The organism is Flavobacterium ginsengiterrae, assembly GCF_039539785.1.
In the GTDB taxonomy this organism is placed as follows: Bacteria; Bacteroidota; Bacteroidia; order Flavobacteriales; family Flavobacteriaceae; genus Flavobacterium; species Flavobacterium ginsengiterrae.
In genome coordinates this window covers 211531-229112 of record NZ_BAABDU010000003.1, presented here as the reverse complement: position 1 = coordinate 229112, position 17582 = coordinate 211531, and the positions used below count along the sequence as shown (strand labels likewise).

At 30.4% G+C, this 17582-nt stretch carries 16 protein-coding genes; 11 read left to right on the top strand and 5 right to left on the bottom strand.

What is annotated here, in order from left to right; genetic code table 11:
* Positions 1–176: 176 nt before the first annotated feature.
* On the bottom strand, positions 177–320 hold the full coding sequence (locus ABD859_RS03890) for a hypothetical protein (protein WP_159436622.1): 144 nt from the start codon (positions 318–320) through the stop codon (positions 177–179).
* 282 nt (positions 321–602) lie between these two features.
* Between ABD859_RS03890 and ABD859_RS03885 the strand changes: the two genes are divergently transcribed.
* Positions 603–923, top strand: coding sequence for a roadblock/LC7 domain-containing protein (locus ABD859_RS03885; protein WP_345140506.1), 321 nt, complete (start codon positions 603–605; stop codon positions 921–923).
* A 25-nt stretch (positions 924–948) separates the two neighbouring features.
* Positions 949–1323: a hypothetical protein gene (locus ABD859_RS03880; RefSeq protein ID WP_345140503.1), complete on the top strand. Its 375-nt coding sequence runs from the start codon at positions 949–951 to the stop codon at positions 1321–1323.
* A gap of 79 nt (positions 1324–1402) precedes the next feature.
* Here the strand turns inward: ABD859_RS03880 and ABD859_RS03875 are convergent, their stop codons facing one another.
* Entirely contained in the window at positions 1403–2179 is a 777-nt protein-coding gene (locus ABD859_RS03875) for an alpha/beta fold hydrolase (protein WP_345140500.1), read from the bottom strand.
* 202 nt (positions 2180–2381) lie between these two features.
* Here ABD859_RS03875 and ABD859_RS03870 point away from each other — a divergent pair, with 202 nt between their 5' ends.
* The 3 genes from ABD859_RS03870 (at position 2382) to ABD859_RS03860 (ending at position 7072) form a co-directional block, all read left to right on the top strand.
* Positions 2382–5903: a T9SS type A sorting domain-containing protein gene (locus ABD859_RS03870; RefSeq protein ID WP_345140497.1), complete on the top strand. Its 3522-nt coding sequence runs from the start codon at positions 2382–2384 to the stop codon at positions 5901–5903.
* A gap of 205 nt (positions 5904–6108) precedes the next feature.
* Positions 6109–6465, top strand: a complete 357-nt coding sequence (locus tag ABD859_RS03865; RefSeq protein ID WP_345140493.1) for a hypothetical protein — start codon at positions 6109–6111, stop codon at positions 6463–6465.
* Between the two features lie 88 nt (positions 6466–6553).
* The gene (locus ABD859_RS03860; protein ID WP_345140491.1) at positions 6554–7072 is read left to right on the top strand and encodes a ferritin; all 519 of its coding nucleotides are present in this window, start codon (positions 6554–6556) and stop codon (positions 7070–7072) included.
* A 338-nt stretch (positions 7073–7410) separates the two neighbouring features.
* Here ABD859_RS03860 and ABD859_RS03855 read toward each other — a convergent pair whose 3' ends face one another.
* Complete coding sequence (locus ABD859_RS03855; protein ID WP_345140488.1) at positions 7411–8703, bottom strand: aminopeptidase P family protein; 1293 nt, start codon at positions 8701–8703, stop codon at positions 7411–7413.
* Positions 8704–9032: 329 nt separating this feature from the next.
* Here ABD859_RS03855 and ABD859_RS03850 point away from each other — a divergent pair, with 329 nt between their 5' ends.
* On the top strand, positions 9033–10211 hold the full coding sequence (locus ABD859_RS03850; RefSeq protein ID WP_345140485.1) for a DUF5018 domain-containing protein: 1179 nt from the start codon (positions 9033–9035) through the stop codon (positions 10209–10211).
* Positions 10212–10270: 59 nt separating this feature from the next.
* On the opposite strand, the gene ABD859_RS03845 is transcribed toward ABD859_RS03850, so the two are convergent.
* Positions 10271–10678, bottom strand: coding sequence for a helix-turn-helix domain-containing protein (locus tag ABD859_RS03845; protein ID WP_345140480.1), 408 nt, complete (start codon positions 10676–10678; stop codon positions 10271–10273).
* Between the two features lie 136 nt (positions 10679–10814).
* Here ABD859_RS03845 and ABD859_RS03840 point away from each other — a divergent pair, with 136 nt between their 5' ends.
* The 5 genes from ABD859_RS03840 (at position 10815) to ABD859_RS03820 (ending at position 15980) form a co-directional block, all read left to right on the top strand.
* Positions 10815–11429 (top strand): hypothetical protein, encoded by a 615-nt coding sequence (locus ABD859_RS03840; RefSeq protein WP_345140477.1) that lies wholly within the window; start codon positions 10815–10817, stop codon positions 11427–11429.
* Positions 11430–12041, top strand: a complete 612-nt coding sequence (locus ABD859_RS03835; protein WP_345140474.1) for a hypothetical protein — start codon at positions 11430–11432, stop codon at positions 12039–12041.
* Between the two features lie 3 nt (positions 12042–12044).
* Positions 12045–12482, top strand: a complete 438-nt coding sequence (locus ABD859_RS03830) for a GNAT family N-acetyltransferase (protein ID WP_345140472.1) — start codon at positions 12045–12047, stop codon at positions 12480–12482.
* A gap of 838 nt (positions 12483–13320) precedes the next feature.
* The gene (locus ABD859_RS03825) at positions 13321–14598 is read left to right on the top strand and encodes a hypothetical protein (protein ID WP_345140470.1); all 1278 of its coding nucleotides are present in this window, start codon (positions 13321–13323) and stop codon (positions 14596–14598) included.
* On the top strand, positions 14595–15980 hold the full coding sequence (locus tag ABD859_RS03820) for a hypothetical protein (RefSeq protein ID WP_345140468.1): 1386 nt from the start codon (positions 14595–14597) through the stop codon (positions 15978–15980). The genes ABD859_RS03825 and ABD859_RS03820 overlap by 4 nt, the downstream gene beginning before the upstream one ends.
* Positions 15981–16038: 58 nt before the next feature.
* On the opposite strand, the gene ABD859_RS03815 is transcribed toward ABD859_RS03820, so the two are convergent.
* A complete protein-coding gene (locus tag ABD859_RS03815; RefSeq protein ID WP_345140466.1) occupies positions 16039–17400 on the bottom strand; it encodes a hydroxymethylglutaryl-CoA synthase family protein in 1362 nt (453 codons plus the stop codon).
* Positions 17401–17582: the final 182 nt, after the last annotated feature.

The following is a 17582-nucleotide window of genomic DNA, read 5'->3' as shown; positions in this document are numbered from 1 at the left end:
CACTTAAAAAATAAATTCTTTTGAAGCGAAGAAATATGACGGATATAAATTTTACTAAAAAAATGTAGTCCTGTTCTTTTAGCAGTTTTTTCTCTTGTTGAAGTTAAGATTCAGAACATAAAGGAAAAAGCTGCAATTTAGATTGAAAAATCATTGCAGCTTTTTGTAAGTGGTTTTTAACTAAATATTTTTTTGAAGAAACCTTTTTTTGCAGGTTCTTCTGAAATTGAAGCATTTATTGGTCCATTTTCAAAACGAAATCTTCTAAACTTCATCAATTTTACATTTAAGTCAAAACGTAATTCATCTACAGTTTTCATCGGAAATATTTTTTGCAAATTTAGAAAAAAGTTCTATTAAACTGACTCTCTGCATAAAGCGAAAGTATGTTTTGAATTTTATGAATTAAAATGTTTCAAATTTGAGTAAATATCTTTTTTCTGTTAAATTTTTTTAAAGATTTTCTTTTAAAAATTAGGTTTAATTATATGATAAATAAAAGTTACTCAGCTAGTTGTGTTTAAGGTTTTTTTTAACAAGTGTTTATGGAACAATTCTCTTTATTAAAAATAACTTTGACCTTCTTAAAAAATTAATGTTATATGATTGATTTAAATACACTTGTTGAAGAAACTGGAGCTGAGTCTGGAATTACTTTTAATATTGACGGAATTTTATTGGAATCGGTTAATTTAGAATATGACGGAAATGTTGCCGCAATGATTGGAATGATTTTGAAAATGTGTTTGGAAATGTCTGAAGATGTTAATAATGGTGACTTAAAACAAGTTATGATTAAAAATAATGACGGAATTGTAGTAGCAAACAAAAGCGAGGATGATAATTGCGTAGCATTGCTTTCTAAAGATATAAGTAAAATGGGACTTTTACTTAGAAAAATGGATACCGTTTTCAATAATTAATTTAAACCAATATTTTATATAAAACATGTCAGATTTTTTACAAAATTTTCAAAATGATTTAAAAGAGAATGTTCACGGATTTATTGCAGTTTCAGTAACTGAAGTTGAGACAGGAATGTCTTACTGCTCACTTTCTGTAAAATCAGATTTTGATCCTGAATTAGCATCTGCTTACAATTTAGAAGTTGTAAAAGCAAAATTGAATGCCATTAAAGCTTTAGGATTAGAACAAAAAATCAACGATATTTTAATTACATTGACGGATCAAATACACATTATAGATGTTTCTGAAGACGGACAGTATTTTATTTACTTAGCTGTCGACGCTAAAAAAGCAAATCTTGGATTAACAAGAGCTACTTTGGCAAAATTCAAAAAAGACATTATTACAAAATTATAATTTTTTGCCCCCACAATGAAGAAAAGGCTGTTTCGTAATTTTTCGAAATGGCCTTTTCTGCTTTTGGTATTTTCTGTTTTTACTCGAAGTAGTTTACTAAAATGGATTTCAACTCGTCTTTATTTTCTATCTGGCTCATATGTCCATCTTCAAAAGAAACTAATTTTACAGATGTATTTTGAGTTTGGGAAAGACTTTCTTCGTAGTTTAAAACAGGATCTTTTTTTCCTAAAATTAATAATACCGGAAAACGATTTTCTTTTAAAAGCCATTCACGATCTTTTCGAATTTTCATTCCTTCCAGCGATGCGATAATTCCCTGCAAAGGCGTTTTTAAAGCTTCGGTTTTTACTTTTTCGATTTCTTCGGTTAATCTTGTTCTGTTGTTTTCGCTGAATAAATTCGCAGCTGCCAAACTAACAAAACTTATATAATTTTGTTTTACTGCTTTTATGGCGCGGGTTCTGTTGAGTTTTTTTTCTTGGCTGTCTTCTTTTGAAGTTGAATTCTGTAAAACTAATTTCAGGATTTTTTCAGGATACAATTCGGCGAAAGCCAAACCAACATAACCACCCATTGAATGCCCCAAGATAATTGCTTTTTCGATTTTTAAATGTTCTAAAACATGATTGACAACATTGGCGTTTTCTTCCATTTCATGAACATAGCCTAAAGAATCAGATTCGCCGTGACCTAATAAGTCGATTGTAATAACACGGTTTTTTTTTGAAAAAAGATCGACATATTCTGTCCACATTTTTTTGTTTTCAAGAAACCCATGAAGTAAAACTACTGCAGTTCCTTCTCCAGAATCTGTAAAAGAGATATTAGTGTTTTTATATAGAATATTTTTCACGATAATAATTTTTACAAAAATAACTGTTTTGAATTTTTGAGCTTTATATAATGTTTTTAGATTTCTTTTTTAAAGCTATAATAGGAAATTTGAATTGCTAAAATATTGATAATGAGTCCTATGATGTGTAAAATATTTTTTGTTAAAACATGTTTAAAATTTATTAGTTTTACCAGATTTTTAATAATTAACCTACTAAAATATGAAAAGAACTTTACTCTGCTTATTCTTATTGTTTAATATTCATTTTTCATTTAGCCAGTGGGTTAATTTAGATACAGGTTTAACTGATAATTTAACCGGTGTAGTTTTCTTTGGTAATAATGGATTAGTATCTGGAGAAAAAGGCTTGTACTTTACAACTAATGGAGGTCAAGGTGCAGAGAGCTGGCAACAATTTAAAATAATTGATAATGCTGGTAATGCAATAATTTATGACAATACCAAATTTACACACTGTTATGCTGAGGATAGTGGTTCTGCTTCAACAGGAATTGTTTTTGCATGTGGACAGAATACACTAACAAGTCAGGCAATTATAATGAAAATAGAATTGCCAGCGCTTAAATATGAAATTTTATATGTTGGTGCAATCAATTCAAAACTAAATAATATTTCTTATTCCAGAATAAATGGTGAGTACGTTGCAGTAGGTAATAACGGGTTAGTTGTAACTTTTAATGCTTCTAAAATAAAAGATGCAGTGAAGCTGAGTGATGATGATTTTACTTCAATATCTTTCTATAATAGTAAATGTAAAATAGCTGCAAACGGAAAATTATTTTATTTTGAATATTTTGATAATAAGTATAATTTTCAGGAAATGAAAACGCCAAACTCGACTAACAACGCTGTAGCGTATGGAACGGGGCTATATAATAATGGCAGAAGTTATGCAGTTGGTGACAGATTTTTGCATTTCAATATTTACAACGAGCTTTACAATAATCATACAAACTATTATAATGGGGTATTAAATGCAAAATGTATCTCGGCAAATTCAGATAGTGAATACATAGGAACAGATCATGGTATTTATTATAATTATGGTAATAATGTTTTAGAATGGCAGACTACGTCATTAAATTATTCCATTAATTCTTTTTGGAAACAGGTGGCAAATGCTGCGATATATGCATGTGGTAATTCAGGTGTGATTTTAAAAACTGTTAATGGAGGAGGAGAACGCGTTCCTTATGTGAATATTTCATCTCTAACGGGAGTTTGTGTTGGCGATAATTTAAAATTAGATGGCATAAGAGGAGCAACTTCAAGTTGTAAATGGTTTGTAAACGATGTTCAGGTAAGTACTGTATGTGGAAGTGTTTTTTATAGTTTTAAAACAGCGGGAAATTACGATATAAAGTATATTGTAAAAAACAGTTATGGCATAGAATCTACCGATACCAAAAAGATTTATATAAGCCCAATTCCAATAATTAATCTTCCGGTAAAAATTAGTGATAATATTTTATGTAAAAGTGAATCAATAGATGTAGAGATTCAAAATTCTGAAGTTGGGGTAGTATATACCCTAAGAAGAAATGGAGATGCTGGATCTTATGGAACAAGCGGACCTGGTAATGGACATACAATTTCTTTTAAAAGTAATTTAATAAGCAAAACTGGAGATTATTATCTACAGGCAAAAAATGGAGATGCGGCTTGTTATAAAGAATTTAATGATAGAATTCATATTACAGTAGAACATACTCAGGCTGATTTTTATGCAGATATAATAAATGCAAATCCAGATGAAAAAGTAACATTTTATGAAAAAGCAATAGATGCACAAAATTATAAGTGGGATTTTTTACCTAATGCCTCCCTATTAACTTCCGGCTTGGCACAAGATAAGACAAGTTTTTCAAAAGAAGGTAATACAAAGATTGATCTCGAAGTTTGGTCTGATAATGGCTGCTATGATAAAATAGAAAAAGATGGACCTTATATTTATAAAGATTCAGAAACATCAAATAATTGTTGGGCACTCATAAATGACGGGGTTGATTCTCAGTGGAATGGATATGAATATGAAGGTAATTATGGATTAACTTCAACTGAGGATGGCTTTTTGGTTTCTGGAGGATTTAATGATCAGATATTTGATTCCAAGATTGGGGTAAAGCCTAACTTTAGAAATAAAATAGGAAGCTTTTTAACTAAGTATGACAGAAAAGGAGTTTTAAAATGGATGTTAAGTACTGAACATGCGCTGACAAATAGAGATAGAGATATTATATTTTCTTCTGTAGTTGATCATGATGGAAACATTTATATATGCGGTACACATGATGGTACATTTATAGATAATAAAGGAGAAAGAATAAAAGTCAGTGTTGTAACAGGGGCAAATGTAAATTACGGTTATATTATGAAACTAGATAAGCAAGGTAAACTTATCTGGATTTTAAATAGCGAGACAAGCGGCCCATTGGCAAAAAAACTATATATCGATAATGACAACAATTTAATTACAACAATTAATTTAAACTCTGCTTATACAAACCAATATCAGCTATATTTTAATGGTGTTAAGTCAACAATGATTAACCAGCCAATGGAAACAACACAAGCAGATAATTTAACATTGTTGAAAATATCACCTCTTGGTAATGTTATCTGGTACGCAGGAATTACTCTTTATCATGTTAATAGTGCAGGAATTGAGAGTCTCGGTATAGATAAGGATAATAATATTTATTTTGGAGGAAATTATGAATTTGATTTAAAATTGTATTCTGCAGGAAATAATGCAGCGCCCCAAGTATTGAAACGTTTTGCTGGATACGGTCAAAGAATGTTTTTAGTAAAATATAATAAGGATGGTATTCTTCAGTGGAAAACAAGAAGCAGTACAGAAAATAATGAAATCAAAAATAATGTGACATTTGGCTCAATGGTTACAGACAAAGAAGGAAATAATTATATTACAGGAAGTAATAATTGTACCAATGCAAATGCAATGCATGTTTTTGAAAATGCTGATGGTTCAATTACTCAAAATAATATTGGCAGTTTCTTTTTAACAAAAGTTAATTCTGCAGGAAAATGTGAATGGATAACGGGGAGTAAATATGCAAATAGCGGAGGAAATAAAATTATTAAAGACAATAATAAATTGCATATTATTGGAGGAATTTCAGAAACTGGAGATTTTATTATTGGTAATGGACAGAGCTATAAGCTGACAATGAGCAATTATGATTTCTTTATGGCAACTTATGATCTATCTGGCAATTTAAAAAAGATAACTGCAAATGGAGACAATCGAAATCATATTAATGTGCCTTTAATCAATATCTATGATTTCTTTAAAGCCGAAGATGGTTCATTTTATTTATGTGCTAATATGAGAGCAAATAATTATACAAGTTTTGGAAGTGTAATAACTACTAATGAAATAGATGGAACTGTAATTCATTTTAATGAAGATTGTGGAATTGTTAAGTATGAAAGTACATTGTCGACAGATGATTTTGTAAAAACTTCAAACGCTGTTGTTTATCCTAATCCAACTTCTGGAAAGATTTCAGTAGATCTGAAAAGTTATACAGGAGGAGGCACAATACAGCTTTATGATACTAACGGAACAAAATTAACAGAAAAGGTATTTTCTGATTCTTCAAAAACAGATCTTATGATTAACGGAAGTACCGGGGTTTATTTTGTGAAAATAAAAGCTGATGAAAAGACACAGACTTTTAAAGTTTTAAAGCAATAATGATACTTAAAAAAAAAATAAAAACGGTTTTCAGTAATGAAAACCGTTTTTTATTTTTTCTCATATCGAACCGTTCGTAATGCTAAAAATGACTCACAATCCCAAAGTTTTTTAGTTTTAAAAAAAATGTTATTTTAAATTAGTCTTAATTATGTATTTAATTCACTGAAATTATATATTTTTGCATCGTTATAATTTTATCAGAATGGCATTAGTTAGTGATTTGACCACCAAAGTATTATTTGAAACCGAAAAAGGATACAGTTACCAATGTGATTTGACCAATAGTATAATTATCAATTTTGTTGATACAGTGTCAAGTTATAAAATTCAGGATTTTTTGCTTTTTCAAAGAAAGGTTAATAACGTTGACATTCTTAATATGCTTTACGACTTGTCTGATAAGTCAGATGCGCAATTGATTGAAACTACCAAGAGAAATTTTTCAAGAAATCTTACAATCTGCGAAATAGTGCAGTTGAGAGAATTATTAAACGGAACAAAATTTACCCTGAATCTGCATTCTATGCTTTGCAATATGGTAAACGTAGAGCTTATTTAGATTCTTACTTAGATTAAATCCAAATTTTCAGGCACTTAGGACTCTTCCGTCTAATTTTAGTAATTTTACATTATTAAAATTTAAGACTATGAAAGATTTACTAAGAACTAGCACTTCATTAACTGAAGGCATAGAAAATATATTGAATTTACAGGCAAAATTAGAAAGCGACGCTTCAAACAAATATTTAGCTATGGCTGCATGGTTAGATAGAAACGGTTATGCAAATACAGCAGGATATTTATATAAGCAAGCTGAAGAAGAAAGAGAGCACTTTCTAAAAATCTTTAAATTCATTACAGATATGGGAGGGATTGCTGTTACGCCGTCTGTGGGAGAAGTTCAGCAAGAATTTGCTTCTTTTAGAGAAGTGTTTGAAATTGCTTTGCAAAACGAAATTGCAGTTACTCAGGCAATCAATAAAGTGGTTGCAAAATGTAGAGCTGAAAACGACTACGCTACAGAAGATTTCATGATGTGGTACGTAGCAGAACAAAGAGAAGAAGAGAAAAACGCAAGAAGAGCTTTAGAGCTTTTTGAGTTAATCAACGAAAATGAAGCTACAGGCAAATTCGAATTAGATGTGCAGATAGCAAAAATCGGATAATATTCGATTTGTAAATAAAATAAAAAGGGTTGTCTAAAGTAGACAACCCTTTTTATTTTACATATTTCTTTATTCCGTAGGAACATTTCGTCGGTAGAAAATTATAATGTTAATATGGTTTACGTTCCACAGGAACGTTTGGTTTTGATATCATTTTTAACAATTGAATGCATCAAACGTTCCTACGGAACGTAAATGCTGCGATCTTTATTTTTTTACCGACCAAACATTCCTAACGGAATGATAACTGTGATATTAAAAAATTAAACATTAAGTTTTCAATAAAATATTTATAAACAAAAAGAGCTGTCTAAAATCTAGGCAGCTCTTTTTTTTATTTATTCATTCATCAAAGTTTCAATCTCATCAGCTTCAACAGGAATGTTTCTCATTAAGTTGAAGGGTTCTCCTTTTTCCTGAACCACAACATTATCTTCTAAACGAATTCCAAATTTTTCTGCCGGAATGTAGATTCCTGGTTCAACTGTAAAAACCATATTTGGTTTCATTGGTTCGTGAAGCAATCCGTAATCGTGCGTGTCAAGTCCCATGTGGTGAGACGTTCCGTGCATGAAATACTTTTTGTAAGCCGGCCATTCTGGATTTTCGTTCTGAACATCGGCTTTGTCTAATAAACCTAGACCAAGTAATTCAGAAGTCATGATTTTACCCACTTCAACATGATATTGTTTCCAAAGTGTTCCTGGAGTCAACATTTTTGTAGCTTCGTTTTTAACTCTTAAAACGGCATTGTAAACCGCTTTCTGACGATCTGTAAAACGTCCTGACACAGGAATCGTTCTTGTCATATCGCTAGAATAATTCGCATATTCTGCAGCAACGTCTAATAATAATAAATCGCCGTCTTTACATTGTTGGTTATTTTCGATATAATGCAAAACATTCGCATTGTTTCCAGAAGCGATAATTGGTGTATAAGCAAAACCTTTAGAACGGTTACGGATAAATTCGTGAGCTAATTCGGCTTCAACCTCATATTCTGTAACATTTGGTTTTACAAATCCTAATAATCTGCGGAAACCTTTTTCAGTAATATCGCAGGCGTGCTGAATCAAATCGATTTCTTCACTTTCTTTTACAGAACGAAGTCTTTGTAAAATTGGGTTGCTTTTTGCCACATTATGTGCCGGATAACGCTCTTTCCACCATTTTACAAAACGAGCTTCGCGTGTTTCTGTTTCAACAGATGCGCGGTAATGTTCGTTAGTGTTGATGTACATCGTATCGGCATACGTCATCATTTCGTTCAAAACTTTATGAAAATCCTGTAACCAATAAACCGTTCTAATTCCCGAAACCTGAAAAGCGCGTTCTTTAGTCAGTTTTTCACCTTCCCAAACCGCGATATGATCGTTCGTTTCTCTTAAGAAAAGAATTTCTCTCTGGCTTTCGTAAGGCGCATCTGGAAACAAAAGCAAAACACTTTCTTCCTGATCTACACCACTTAGATAAAAAATATCTCTGTGCTGCGCAAAAGGTAAAGTACTGTCGGCACTAATTGGGTAAATGTCATTTGAATTGAACACGGCAACAGAATTTGGTTTCATTTCTGCCATGAACTTTCTGCGGTTTTTTACAAAAAGACCACTGTTTATTTGATGATATTTCATAATTATTTCATTTTTGAACTTCGAATTTCAAAATTACATATTTTAAATAAACAGCGTGAAATTGATTTACTAAAGTTTTCTTATTTATTGAGCTTTTGTTACAATGACATGCAGTTGAAAAGTTTGGTTTTTTCTTTGTGTATTAAGTAGAAGAATTGAGTGGTTAATTTTGCTGTTCTCAAATGAAAGATTATATCTATGATTTAAATAAATATTCCGGGAAACAATATGAATTTTATCTTCTTAATTTTGAATGAATACGGTTTCCCGTATAGAAATTGAATTGTAAATGATAATATTTGCAGCCAATAAACTAACTCTGAAAATTTATGAAAACTAAAATTACCCTATTTTCAACCTTCTTTTTTGTTTCTCTTTTAATGATATCCTGTGTTTCAGAAGTGAGTTTAAGTAAAGAAAATACAATTCAGTCTTTTACAATCACAAAAGGAGATATTACCAAAGAATTTTCAATTGAAGAAAATTCGATAAGCGGTATTGTTGAGAGTACATTTGAATTAGAAAATATAAATTTAAATATTTCGATCCCTAAAGGAGCAACAATAAGCCCAGATCCAGTAACGGTTAAATCTATTAATGGACCTGTTATTTTTATAGTGACGGCAGAAAATGGAGATGTCAAAAATTATAATGTAGATATAAAAAGAGAGCCAAGTACAGATAATTTCATCTTGGAAGTAAATGTAAAAACTCCAAATTTAGTATTAAGCACTGATATTAATAACGAAAACGGATTAATAACGAAAAGAATTCCTGAAAGCAATGATCTTAAAAATTTAAATGTTGAGTTTAAATTTTCAAAATATGCAACCGTAACACCGGACCCAAAAACGATTAAAGATTATTCTGAACCAGTAAATTTTACAGTTAAGTCTGAATCTGGTGCAGAAAAGATTTATGAAGTAAAAATAGAGCATATGAACACTAAAATATCAAGATCATGTACAGATACAAATGCATCAAAGTGGTTTGGCGGTGATAACAGAACTAATGCTCCAGATGATATATTACCTTATGATAGAAATGTTGGAACTGGACAAATAGTAATAGTTGATAAAAATTTAGTTCCTTCAGCTTTTAGTATTCACCTTCAAGAAGGATTTGCTTATTATGAAGGTAAGCAAAAGTATAATAAGCGAGTAACATTGAAATTAATTATCAAGGATTCAAATTTTAATATTTTAGCGACTACAACTACTGAAGTTTCACAGTCTTTTAATGGAGGTTTTATTCCATTTGATCTGCAAAATCTAAATCTTTATTTTGAAGCTAATAAAGCATATAGCTTTTATTGGTATTTAGTTGATGGAGATAAATTAGGTGTCTCCTCAGGCAGTTCAGCTGATACTAAAACTGGAAGTGGTTTCTGCTATAATAGTGGTTATGGAGGACAAGCCAGAATTAGCAGAAATAATAGCCTTGAAGATGCTAATGTTTGGTTTCAACATGAATGGCACTTTAATATAGCATTAGAAGGAAAAGAATAAAAACTAAAAAAATAAAAAACCGAAGTCCAATTGACTTCGGTTTTTTTATATCGTAAATTCTATTTTTTATCAAGTAACTTCTCCAAAAGCGCCACTTTCTCTTTTTCACTTTCAACCAAACGCTCATAAAGTTTTTCATTCTTTTCGATAATTTCAATAAGTTTATCTAAAGGATTAAAAGTGCAATTATGATTTTTGATAGAAGAAGAATCATTATGATAAGTATTCCCCATAATATTAAAAACAGCTTCTTCCGAAAAATTTCTAATTACTTCGGCAGGAACTCCTAGAGCTTCTGCAATTTTTTTTAATTTTTCATCGTCAACGCTTTCACTTCCTTCAATAATAGAGATCGATTGCTGATTTGTACCAATTGCCTGCGCAAGCGCTTCCTGCTTCATGTCTCTCAATTCTCTTATTCGGCTAATGTTTCTGCCGATATGTCTGGGTTTTGGTGTTGTGCTCATAATTCAAAGATATTTAAAAATTCTTTTATATTTTTAAGGATATTTCCTAAATGCAAAAATACAATTTTTCTGACTATTTGAGTTTGGTTTTGAAGATAGAATTGTGTAATCTTGAAGTAGACTTTATTGTGATAAAATGAAAGAACTTCTATTAGAAAGTAAAGGAATAAGAACCGACCAATATTTTATACCGCCTTTTGAGTTAAGAGAAGGAGAATTGGTCGTGATTAATCTGCATGGCGGACCTCATTATTATGAATTTAAAAGAATTCTTATTGATATACTGATAGGTAAAACTAAGACTGAGAATGTAAAGATAAAACGACCTCTGCTCTATGATAATTATTATAAAGAATCTAAATTTAGAAGAATATTTTTTCCCACGACAGTTGAAGCGTATTTAGAAAAAAATGCAAATTTAGAAAGTGAATTTATTCAAAAAATCTACAGTTTTCCTTGGGTAAATAAAAAGACAAAATTTAAAGAGTTTTATTGGGGATATCAAAAAGTAGTTTTTTTGTGTTCGACGCTTTCCAAAACAAAAGATATCGTTTTTGATTTGGCAGGTCAGCATCCAGAATCAGCAAAAATTAGTTATGAAATAGTGAAAGATATGGTGAGAAATGGAGGATCTGCTATATTAATAGATTCGGAGTCAGAATTTAAAGAGGAATGTGATGAATTTATAACTCTCGAATGGCTGGTGCCTTATGAAGAAGTATATAAAAAACTGAAATTTGAATATCTTTAAATGAATAGCGAAAACATAAAAATATTAAGAAGTAAAATTTCTATTCCTTTAAACAAAGCGATTGAACTTCTTAAAAAGAATAATGGCGACGTTGAACTTTCTGAAAAGGATTTTCACAATGAAAATATTATCGAGATCTGTAAAACGACCGATTGCGATAAAGAAACGGCAACAAAAGAATATCAAATTTGTAATTACGATGTGGTAAAAACTATAGAAAGAATTAATCAAAAACCTGTGAAAATAGAAACAGGAAAATATTCTGCTGAAAAAATTGGATTTGTTTTGTGGCCAGCAAATGAAGAAGGACACTTTTTTAAAACAGCAAAAAGAAATGATGCTTTTATTCCATGGCAGGATTTTGAGATTGTTATAACGGTTTTTGAATCAGTTTTTCCATTTCAAAATTATAAATATGATAGAATAGAAGACGGATTTGATAGGGTTGGTCATAATTTCTTTAATAAGAAAACAAGCGAAATTATCTTGGAAAAATTAAAAATCATTGAAGGAAAAGACGAACAGGAAAAAGCTTTTCTTGCAGAACTTATAAACTGGTTTGATGATAAATTAACGTATGCGCATCATATTATAGTTTATGGCAATTTATAGATTATGCAGTTAAACATCAACATAAGAAAAATCCAAATACAAGACCTAGACTTCGTCTACAAATCAATATGTGAACTCGAAAATGAAGTTTTTGATTTCGAAACATTCAAAAATATATTCATTGAAAATATTTCAAACCCCAATTATCTGTATTTAATAGCCGAAAGCGAAAACGAAAGTTTAGGTTTTATTACGTTTCATATTCAAAATTTACTGCATCATTGTGGTTTGGTAGGTGAAATTCATGAATTTTTTATTGATAAAAACCATCGTGGAAAAGGAGTTGGAAGAAAATTGATTGATGAAATAGTTCGATATTCAGAACAAAATAATTTAAAAAGCATTGAAGTAACCACAAATAAAAAGCGAGTAGAAAACGTTGCGATTTATGAAAACTTAGGTTTTACTTTGAGCCATAATAAGTTTACGATTTCTAAGTAATTTATATTTGAAGTAGTAAAAAAACAGTTTGAAAATTGAACAACCATTTAAAACACCTAATTTTCTTCTTTCTCGCTTTAGTTGCGATTGCGGGCGATTGTGTTTTAAATTCTCAGTCAAAATCGGCAGAATATTATCAATCTTCGCGAGTTATTGTAAACAGAGAGCTAGATTTTAAAAATTCTCGTGTATACAAAAACTCAAATTATTCTAAAAATCTGTAAAAATCTTCATCAAAACATAATTTCATTTATAAAGCAATTAGTTTTTGTGAATGAAATAATTACTTCTGGTAACTTCAAGAAAAGTTTATACACCGCTTAAGAAATTTCTTTTTCTGAGCTTTTATGCTATTTCATGGCATAAGATGATACTATAATGTCTAATCATTTATCATTTTAAAATGTATAAACAAACTCATAAAAAAGGTTTAGAACAATCTAAACCGCGACTTCATTGGTTAAAACGAAAAATTATATTAATAATGACAGCTTTCATGCTTGGAATGGCAAACGGAATGAATGTAGAAGATACAAGAATAAAAGGAAATCAAAATTATACGGAGCAACATAAAAAGGATTAATTTTTTGATACCTGCAGAGTTAGTTCTAAAAACCAAAGCCATCTGAGCTTTGGTTTTTTAGTTTAATCTATAAAATTTAGTTTTAAATTATTTTTTTATACGAAATATCTGCAAATCATGCAGTTGTAGAAACTGTTTTGTAAATGTTAAAATTGGCAGTACTTTCTTTCTTTAAAAATACGGTTTCCCTCAAAAAATGTTAAAATTTTTTTAATAGTTTTGGGCAATTTTCTTACATAGCCGATTAGTTTAATTATGGATAAAAAAACAAGATTTTTTAAAACTGTATTATTAGTTCAATTTATTCCAGCCCTTTTATTAGGAGTTTTAATTTTAATGAATTTTAGAAGTCAAAAGATTCTTAAAATCCGTGGACTTCATCCTTATGAATTCAATTATGGACATATCGCTCCCTTATTATTTTTTGGCATCGCTCTTCTAATAGGTATTTTGACATTGTTTTTCAAACCTCAGGAGACTGAAAACGTTGAAGAAGATACTCAGAAAATCATACGTCAAAAAAACTTCTGGAAATTTGCCTTTTATAGTAATATATTCTTTTTAACAATTATAGCGGTTTTCTCAATCGCTATTTATTTTAAAAAACCAATTGTAGTTCAAGAAGTTGTTTTCTTTTATAGTTTGGTTTTTTCGAGGCTGCTTTTGGTTGTTATTTTAAGTTTATTACTTGGTGCGTTTTTGCTCACGACAGGAATTTATTGGAAAACCAATAAAACAATGGGAGTGATTGTTTTTTTCTTCGGTTTTTTTATAGCTCTTGCGGCGTTTGCTTACGAAGTTGCTTTTGTAGATGAATTTATGAGTGCATCTTTAAGATATGATTATTATAAAGATTTAAAAAAATCTACTCCGAATGAAGTTGAAGAAACAGGAGATTATGAAGATGGTTATGATAATAATGATTATACCTATAAGGAACACGAATCTAAATTAATTGCTTCATGGAAATCACTGATTCAGGATTGGGGAGGCCTTGAGGGAAAATATGATTTTTATGACGTGAGGATTTTATTCAACAGAAGTATGGAAGATCATATTACTATTAATGATTACTACTATTTGGTACAGGAGATTGATGATTCGCGAGAAAAAAATCCTGAAGGACTTTATTCGTCATTTGAAAATTACCGTTCTGCATTCTTTAATCTTATTTCGCCGGAAACTTATCGCATGGCCAATTTTGATAAAATTGTTGAAGGACTTTTGTTGACTTATGATGATATTGGTTCAGATGATCAAAAATTAGAGGAGATTTATAATGCTATGAATGTTTCTAATGATGCTCCTGGACCTACTATGGAAGGATATTATGCTCAGTTTGAAAACAACTTCTCATTGTCAACAATTCAAAAGCTTCAGGATTATAAATTAACAAATGGTGACGGATTTAAAGATTCTGATTTAATGTGGTTTTATAGCTTTTGGGCAAGAAGAAACAATGAAGGAACGGCAAAAGATGTTGCCATAATTTTAAATGAAATAAAAGAATATTATAATAAAATACAAGAATGATAAAGTCATACAAAATAGTTCTAATAATTCAAACTGTAATAATACTGATTGGGTTTTTTGCATTCAAAAAATTCTATTATACAGATTACGAACAGATTTCAAGAGCTTTGGTAGTAATCTTTGGCTTTTTGGCCTTAGTCATATCGGCATTTTCTGTATTGATCCAAAGAATAATAGTTGGAGTTATTGATTCGGATTCGACAATTGAGGAAGTTAATAATCAGACGCCAAATGACAAATTTTGGAAAAATTCCTTTTTAATTAATATCATACTGGGGGTCTTAACTCTTATTATCTCTATTACTGGTCTTTGTTCAGAAATTGAGATAGGAGTTCAGAATGGTAATTTTGTGTTTGATTTTTTTTCTTCATTACTAATTTTAACTGTCTCTAGCATAACGATCGGCCTTTTGTTAAGAGTAAGGGAATCGATAAATGAAATAACAAAATTTTTTGGGTTTTTGATGGCGGTTATTTCAGTAATTATTTTTTCAGGATCTTTATTTGCCGTTTCAAGCGAATCTCTATGGGTGACTTCTTATAGTAGTGATAGTTTATATGGCATTGTCCACAATTTATTAAAAAAAGAAGATTCTCATATAGGGACATTACCTCAAGTCGCTGTTGTAGATGAATCTGCAGCCAGAGCAGATATAGAAAGAGAAAGTGAGGGCGAAGGTGAAAGAGAAGAAGCAGACTCTGATTATTACGGATTTAATGAGATGAGCTTTCCTGATGTTGAAACAGAAGGATATTTTAAGAATTTGTTTAATGATGAAAAATATGATGATGCCAAAGTTCAGGGTTTAGCAAAACTATTTTTATCGAATTTTTTGGCCTTAGAAAAAGGTAAATCATTTACAGGAATAAGAAAAGCTGCAGAAAGCGGTTTTTATTATGAAGAATATGATGAGATAAACAAAGTTGATAAGAAAATAAGAAGGAATTCAGAAGCAATTCGTAATACTTTTGATAGTTATAATGTATTGCTGTATGCTTTTTTATCTGAGAAAAACTACTATGATTCGAGTTTGAATGAAATGATCAACATGTTAATAACTAGCCATGATGATATTTATAACACTGAAAATCCTGAGCAATCTTTAGATAAAATTTATAAAACGATGATTTTCGGTTTAAAAAAAGAATTTCCTGAATATTATTTTGATAATTTAAGTTCGTTTGCATCTGAAAATGCTTTGAGTTCAATAAATAAAAATGCTAACATGAATTCAGATGATAATAATGGTTCTCCAGATTATAATTCAAAATTAAATACGGTTTGGTTTTATAGTTTTTGGGCAAGAAGATATAAAGAAAAAAATATCGATGTTGTGTATGAGATTTTAAAAGAAATAAAGGCACATTACGAAGATAATTGATAGTCATAAAAAAAAACCGAAGCTTAAACTTCGGTTTTTTTTATGACTGGAATTTTAACTAGTCAATCCATTTATAATATCTCGCGCCAATTAAAACTGGGATTTCTTTTTCGATTCTATCTAAAACCCATTCATGTTTTGGAGTTCTTACGCTTTGTTTTAGTTCTTTTTTGTGAAGACCTTCGTAAGTATTGAAATCAATTTCTACGCTTTCCGCTAAATTTTCAAAAAGCTTCACATTTGCTAAAGCTGATTTCCATTCCGGCTGAATTGTTCCTTCAAAAACTTTCGATTTCGATCCGCTTCCGTAAGCTAAGAAACCGAATTTTTCTCCGGCAACTTCTTTATTTGTATCATGAAAATGAGCCAAAGTCGATAATAATCCCATGAAAATAGAACCTGTGTACAGATTTCCAATTAAAGACGAAGCCAATTCTGCAGGTTGTAATTTCTCTGTTACAAAACTTCTATAATCATCAGATTTTGCAACTTCTTTAATTTTTGTCTGATAATCTGCAGGCGCAATATCATCGGCAATAATTTTTTCTGCACTGTCTAAAGCATAAATTTCAGACAACATTCTACGCCCTTGAAAAGAATACGGCAAGTGCATTACGATACTTTTCCAAGTATTATATAAAGTCTCAGTAGTATTTTTTAATTTTTTGAATGAAAAGTAAGCATTACGCGTACGATCCATATAACACTGATTTGAATACTGGCCATCAAAAACCGGTTGGTCTTTGTGAATTTCAATTTCAGCTTCTAAATTATCAAACCAAGAATCGTTGTTTGCGTTTTTAGTAATTTCTTCTTTAGAAATCGTTCTGTACGGTTTAAAGAAATCAAAAACACCTTTTGTGCTAGTTGCCCAATTGTCATCAAAAGCAATAATTTTAGGGTTTGAAGTCACTAACATCGCAATAGCTCCGGCACCTTGCGTATATTCTCCTCCAGAATTTAAATCGTATTTTGCAAAGTCACTTGTTACAACAATTGCTTTTTTAGTTGGATTCAATTTTACAAAATCAAGACAGTTTTGCAGTGCGTCAACACCGCCGATACAAGCAAAGGTAAAATCGACAACATCGCATTCGGCAAGAGAATCTTCGCCAAATTTCTGCTCCATTAAACTAATTAAGTACGAAGCAATTGGTTTCGAACTGTCGATACCGCTTTCTGTACCCACATAAATTCTACTGATTTCGTTAAGATTTATATTATTGTTCTGGATAAGTTTGGTTAAAGCGTTTGCTCCAAAAACAACAGCGTCCTGATGAACGTCTGGGAAAGTCATTTTAAGTAATCCAAGACCTTTTTCTAATTTTTCTGGTTCAATATTTCTGGCAGTGGCCAAGGTTTTTATGGGTAAATGTATGTTGGCTACATCAAAAGAGATAGCGTCAATTCCTGTTTTCATTCTTATTTTTTTGAGCCGCTAAAGGTAAAACTATGTTGTGGACTGACAATTTTTTACTTTGATAAAATTTAATCGATCCGACATTTTTGAAGAAATCAAATCAAAACTTTGAATAAAATAACAATATCATAAATTTTTGGTAATCTACTTAGAATTGAATTTTCTGTTATGACTTTAAAAAG

Coding starts and splice junctions, on each gene's coding strand:
- ABD859_RS03890 (WP_159436622.1), bottom strand. CDS start 320: ATGAAAACTGTAGATGAATTACGTTTTGACTTAAATGTAAAATTGATG.
- ABD859_RS03885 (WP_345140506.1), top strand. CDS start 603: ATGATTGATTTAAATACACTTGTTGAAGAAACTGGAGCTGAGTCTGGA.
- ABD859_RS03880 (WP_345140503.1), top strand. CDS start 949: ATGTCAGATTTTTTACAAAATTTTCAAAATGATTTAAAAGAGAATGTT.
- ABD859_RS03870 (WP_345140497.1), top strand. CDS start 2,382: ATGAAAAGAACTTTACTCTGCTTATTCTTATTGTTTAATATTCATTTT.
- ABD859_RS03865 (WP_345140493.1), top strand. CDS start 6,109: ATGGCATTAGTTAGTGATTTGACCACCAAAGTATTATTTGAAACCGAA.
- ABD859_RS03860 (WP_345140491.1), top strand. CDS start 6,554: ATGAAAGATTTACTAAGAACTAGCACTTCATTAACTGAAGGCATAGAA.
- ABD859_RS03855 (WP_345140488.1), bottom strand. CDS start 8,703: ATGAAATATCATCAAATAAACAGTGGTCTTTTTGTAAAAAACCGCAGA.
- ABD859_RS03850 (WP_345140485.1), top strand. CDS start 9,033: ATGAAAACTAAAATTACCCTATTTTCAACCTTCTTTTTTGTTTCTCTT.
- ABD859_RS03845 (WP_345140480.1), bottom strand. CDS start 10,678: ATGAGCACAACACCAAAACCCAGACATATCGGCAGAAACATTAGCCGA.
- ABD859_RS03840 (WP_345140477.1), top strand. CDS start 10,815: ATGAAAGAACTTCTATTAGAAAGTAAAGGAATAAGAACCGACCAATAT.
- ABD859_RS03835 (WP_345140474.1), top strand. CDS start 11,430: ATGAATAGCGAAAACATAAAAATATTAAGAAGTAAAATTTCTATTCCT.
- ABD859_RS03830 (WP_345140472.1), top strand. CDS start 12,045: ATGCAGTTAAACATCAACATAAGAAAAATCCAAATACAAGACCTAGAC.
- ABD859_RS03825 (WP_345140470.1), top strand. CDS start 13,321: ATGGATAAAAAAACAAGATTTTTTAAAACTGTATTATTAGTTCAATTT.
- ABD859_RS03820 (WP_345140468.1), top strand. CDS start 14,595: ATGATAAAGTCATACAAAATAGTTCTAATAATTCAAACTGTAATAATA.
- ABD859_RS03815 (WP_345140466.1), bottom strand. CDS start 17,400: ATGAAAACAGGAATTGACGCTATCTCTTTTGATGTAGCCAACATACAT.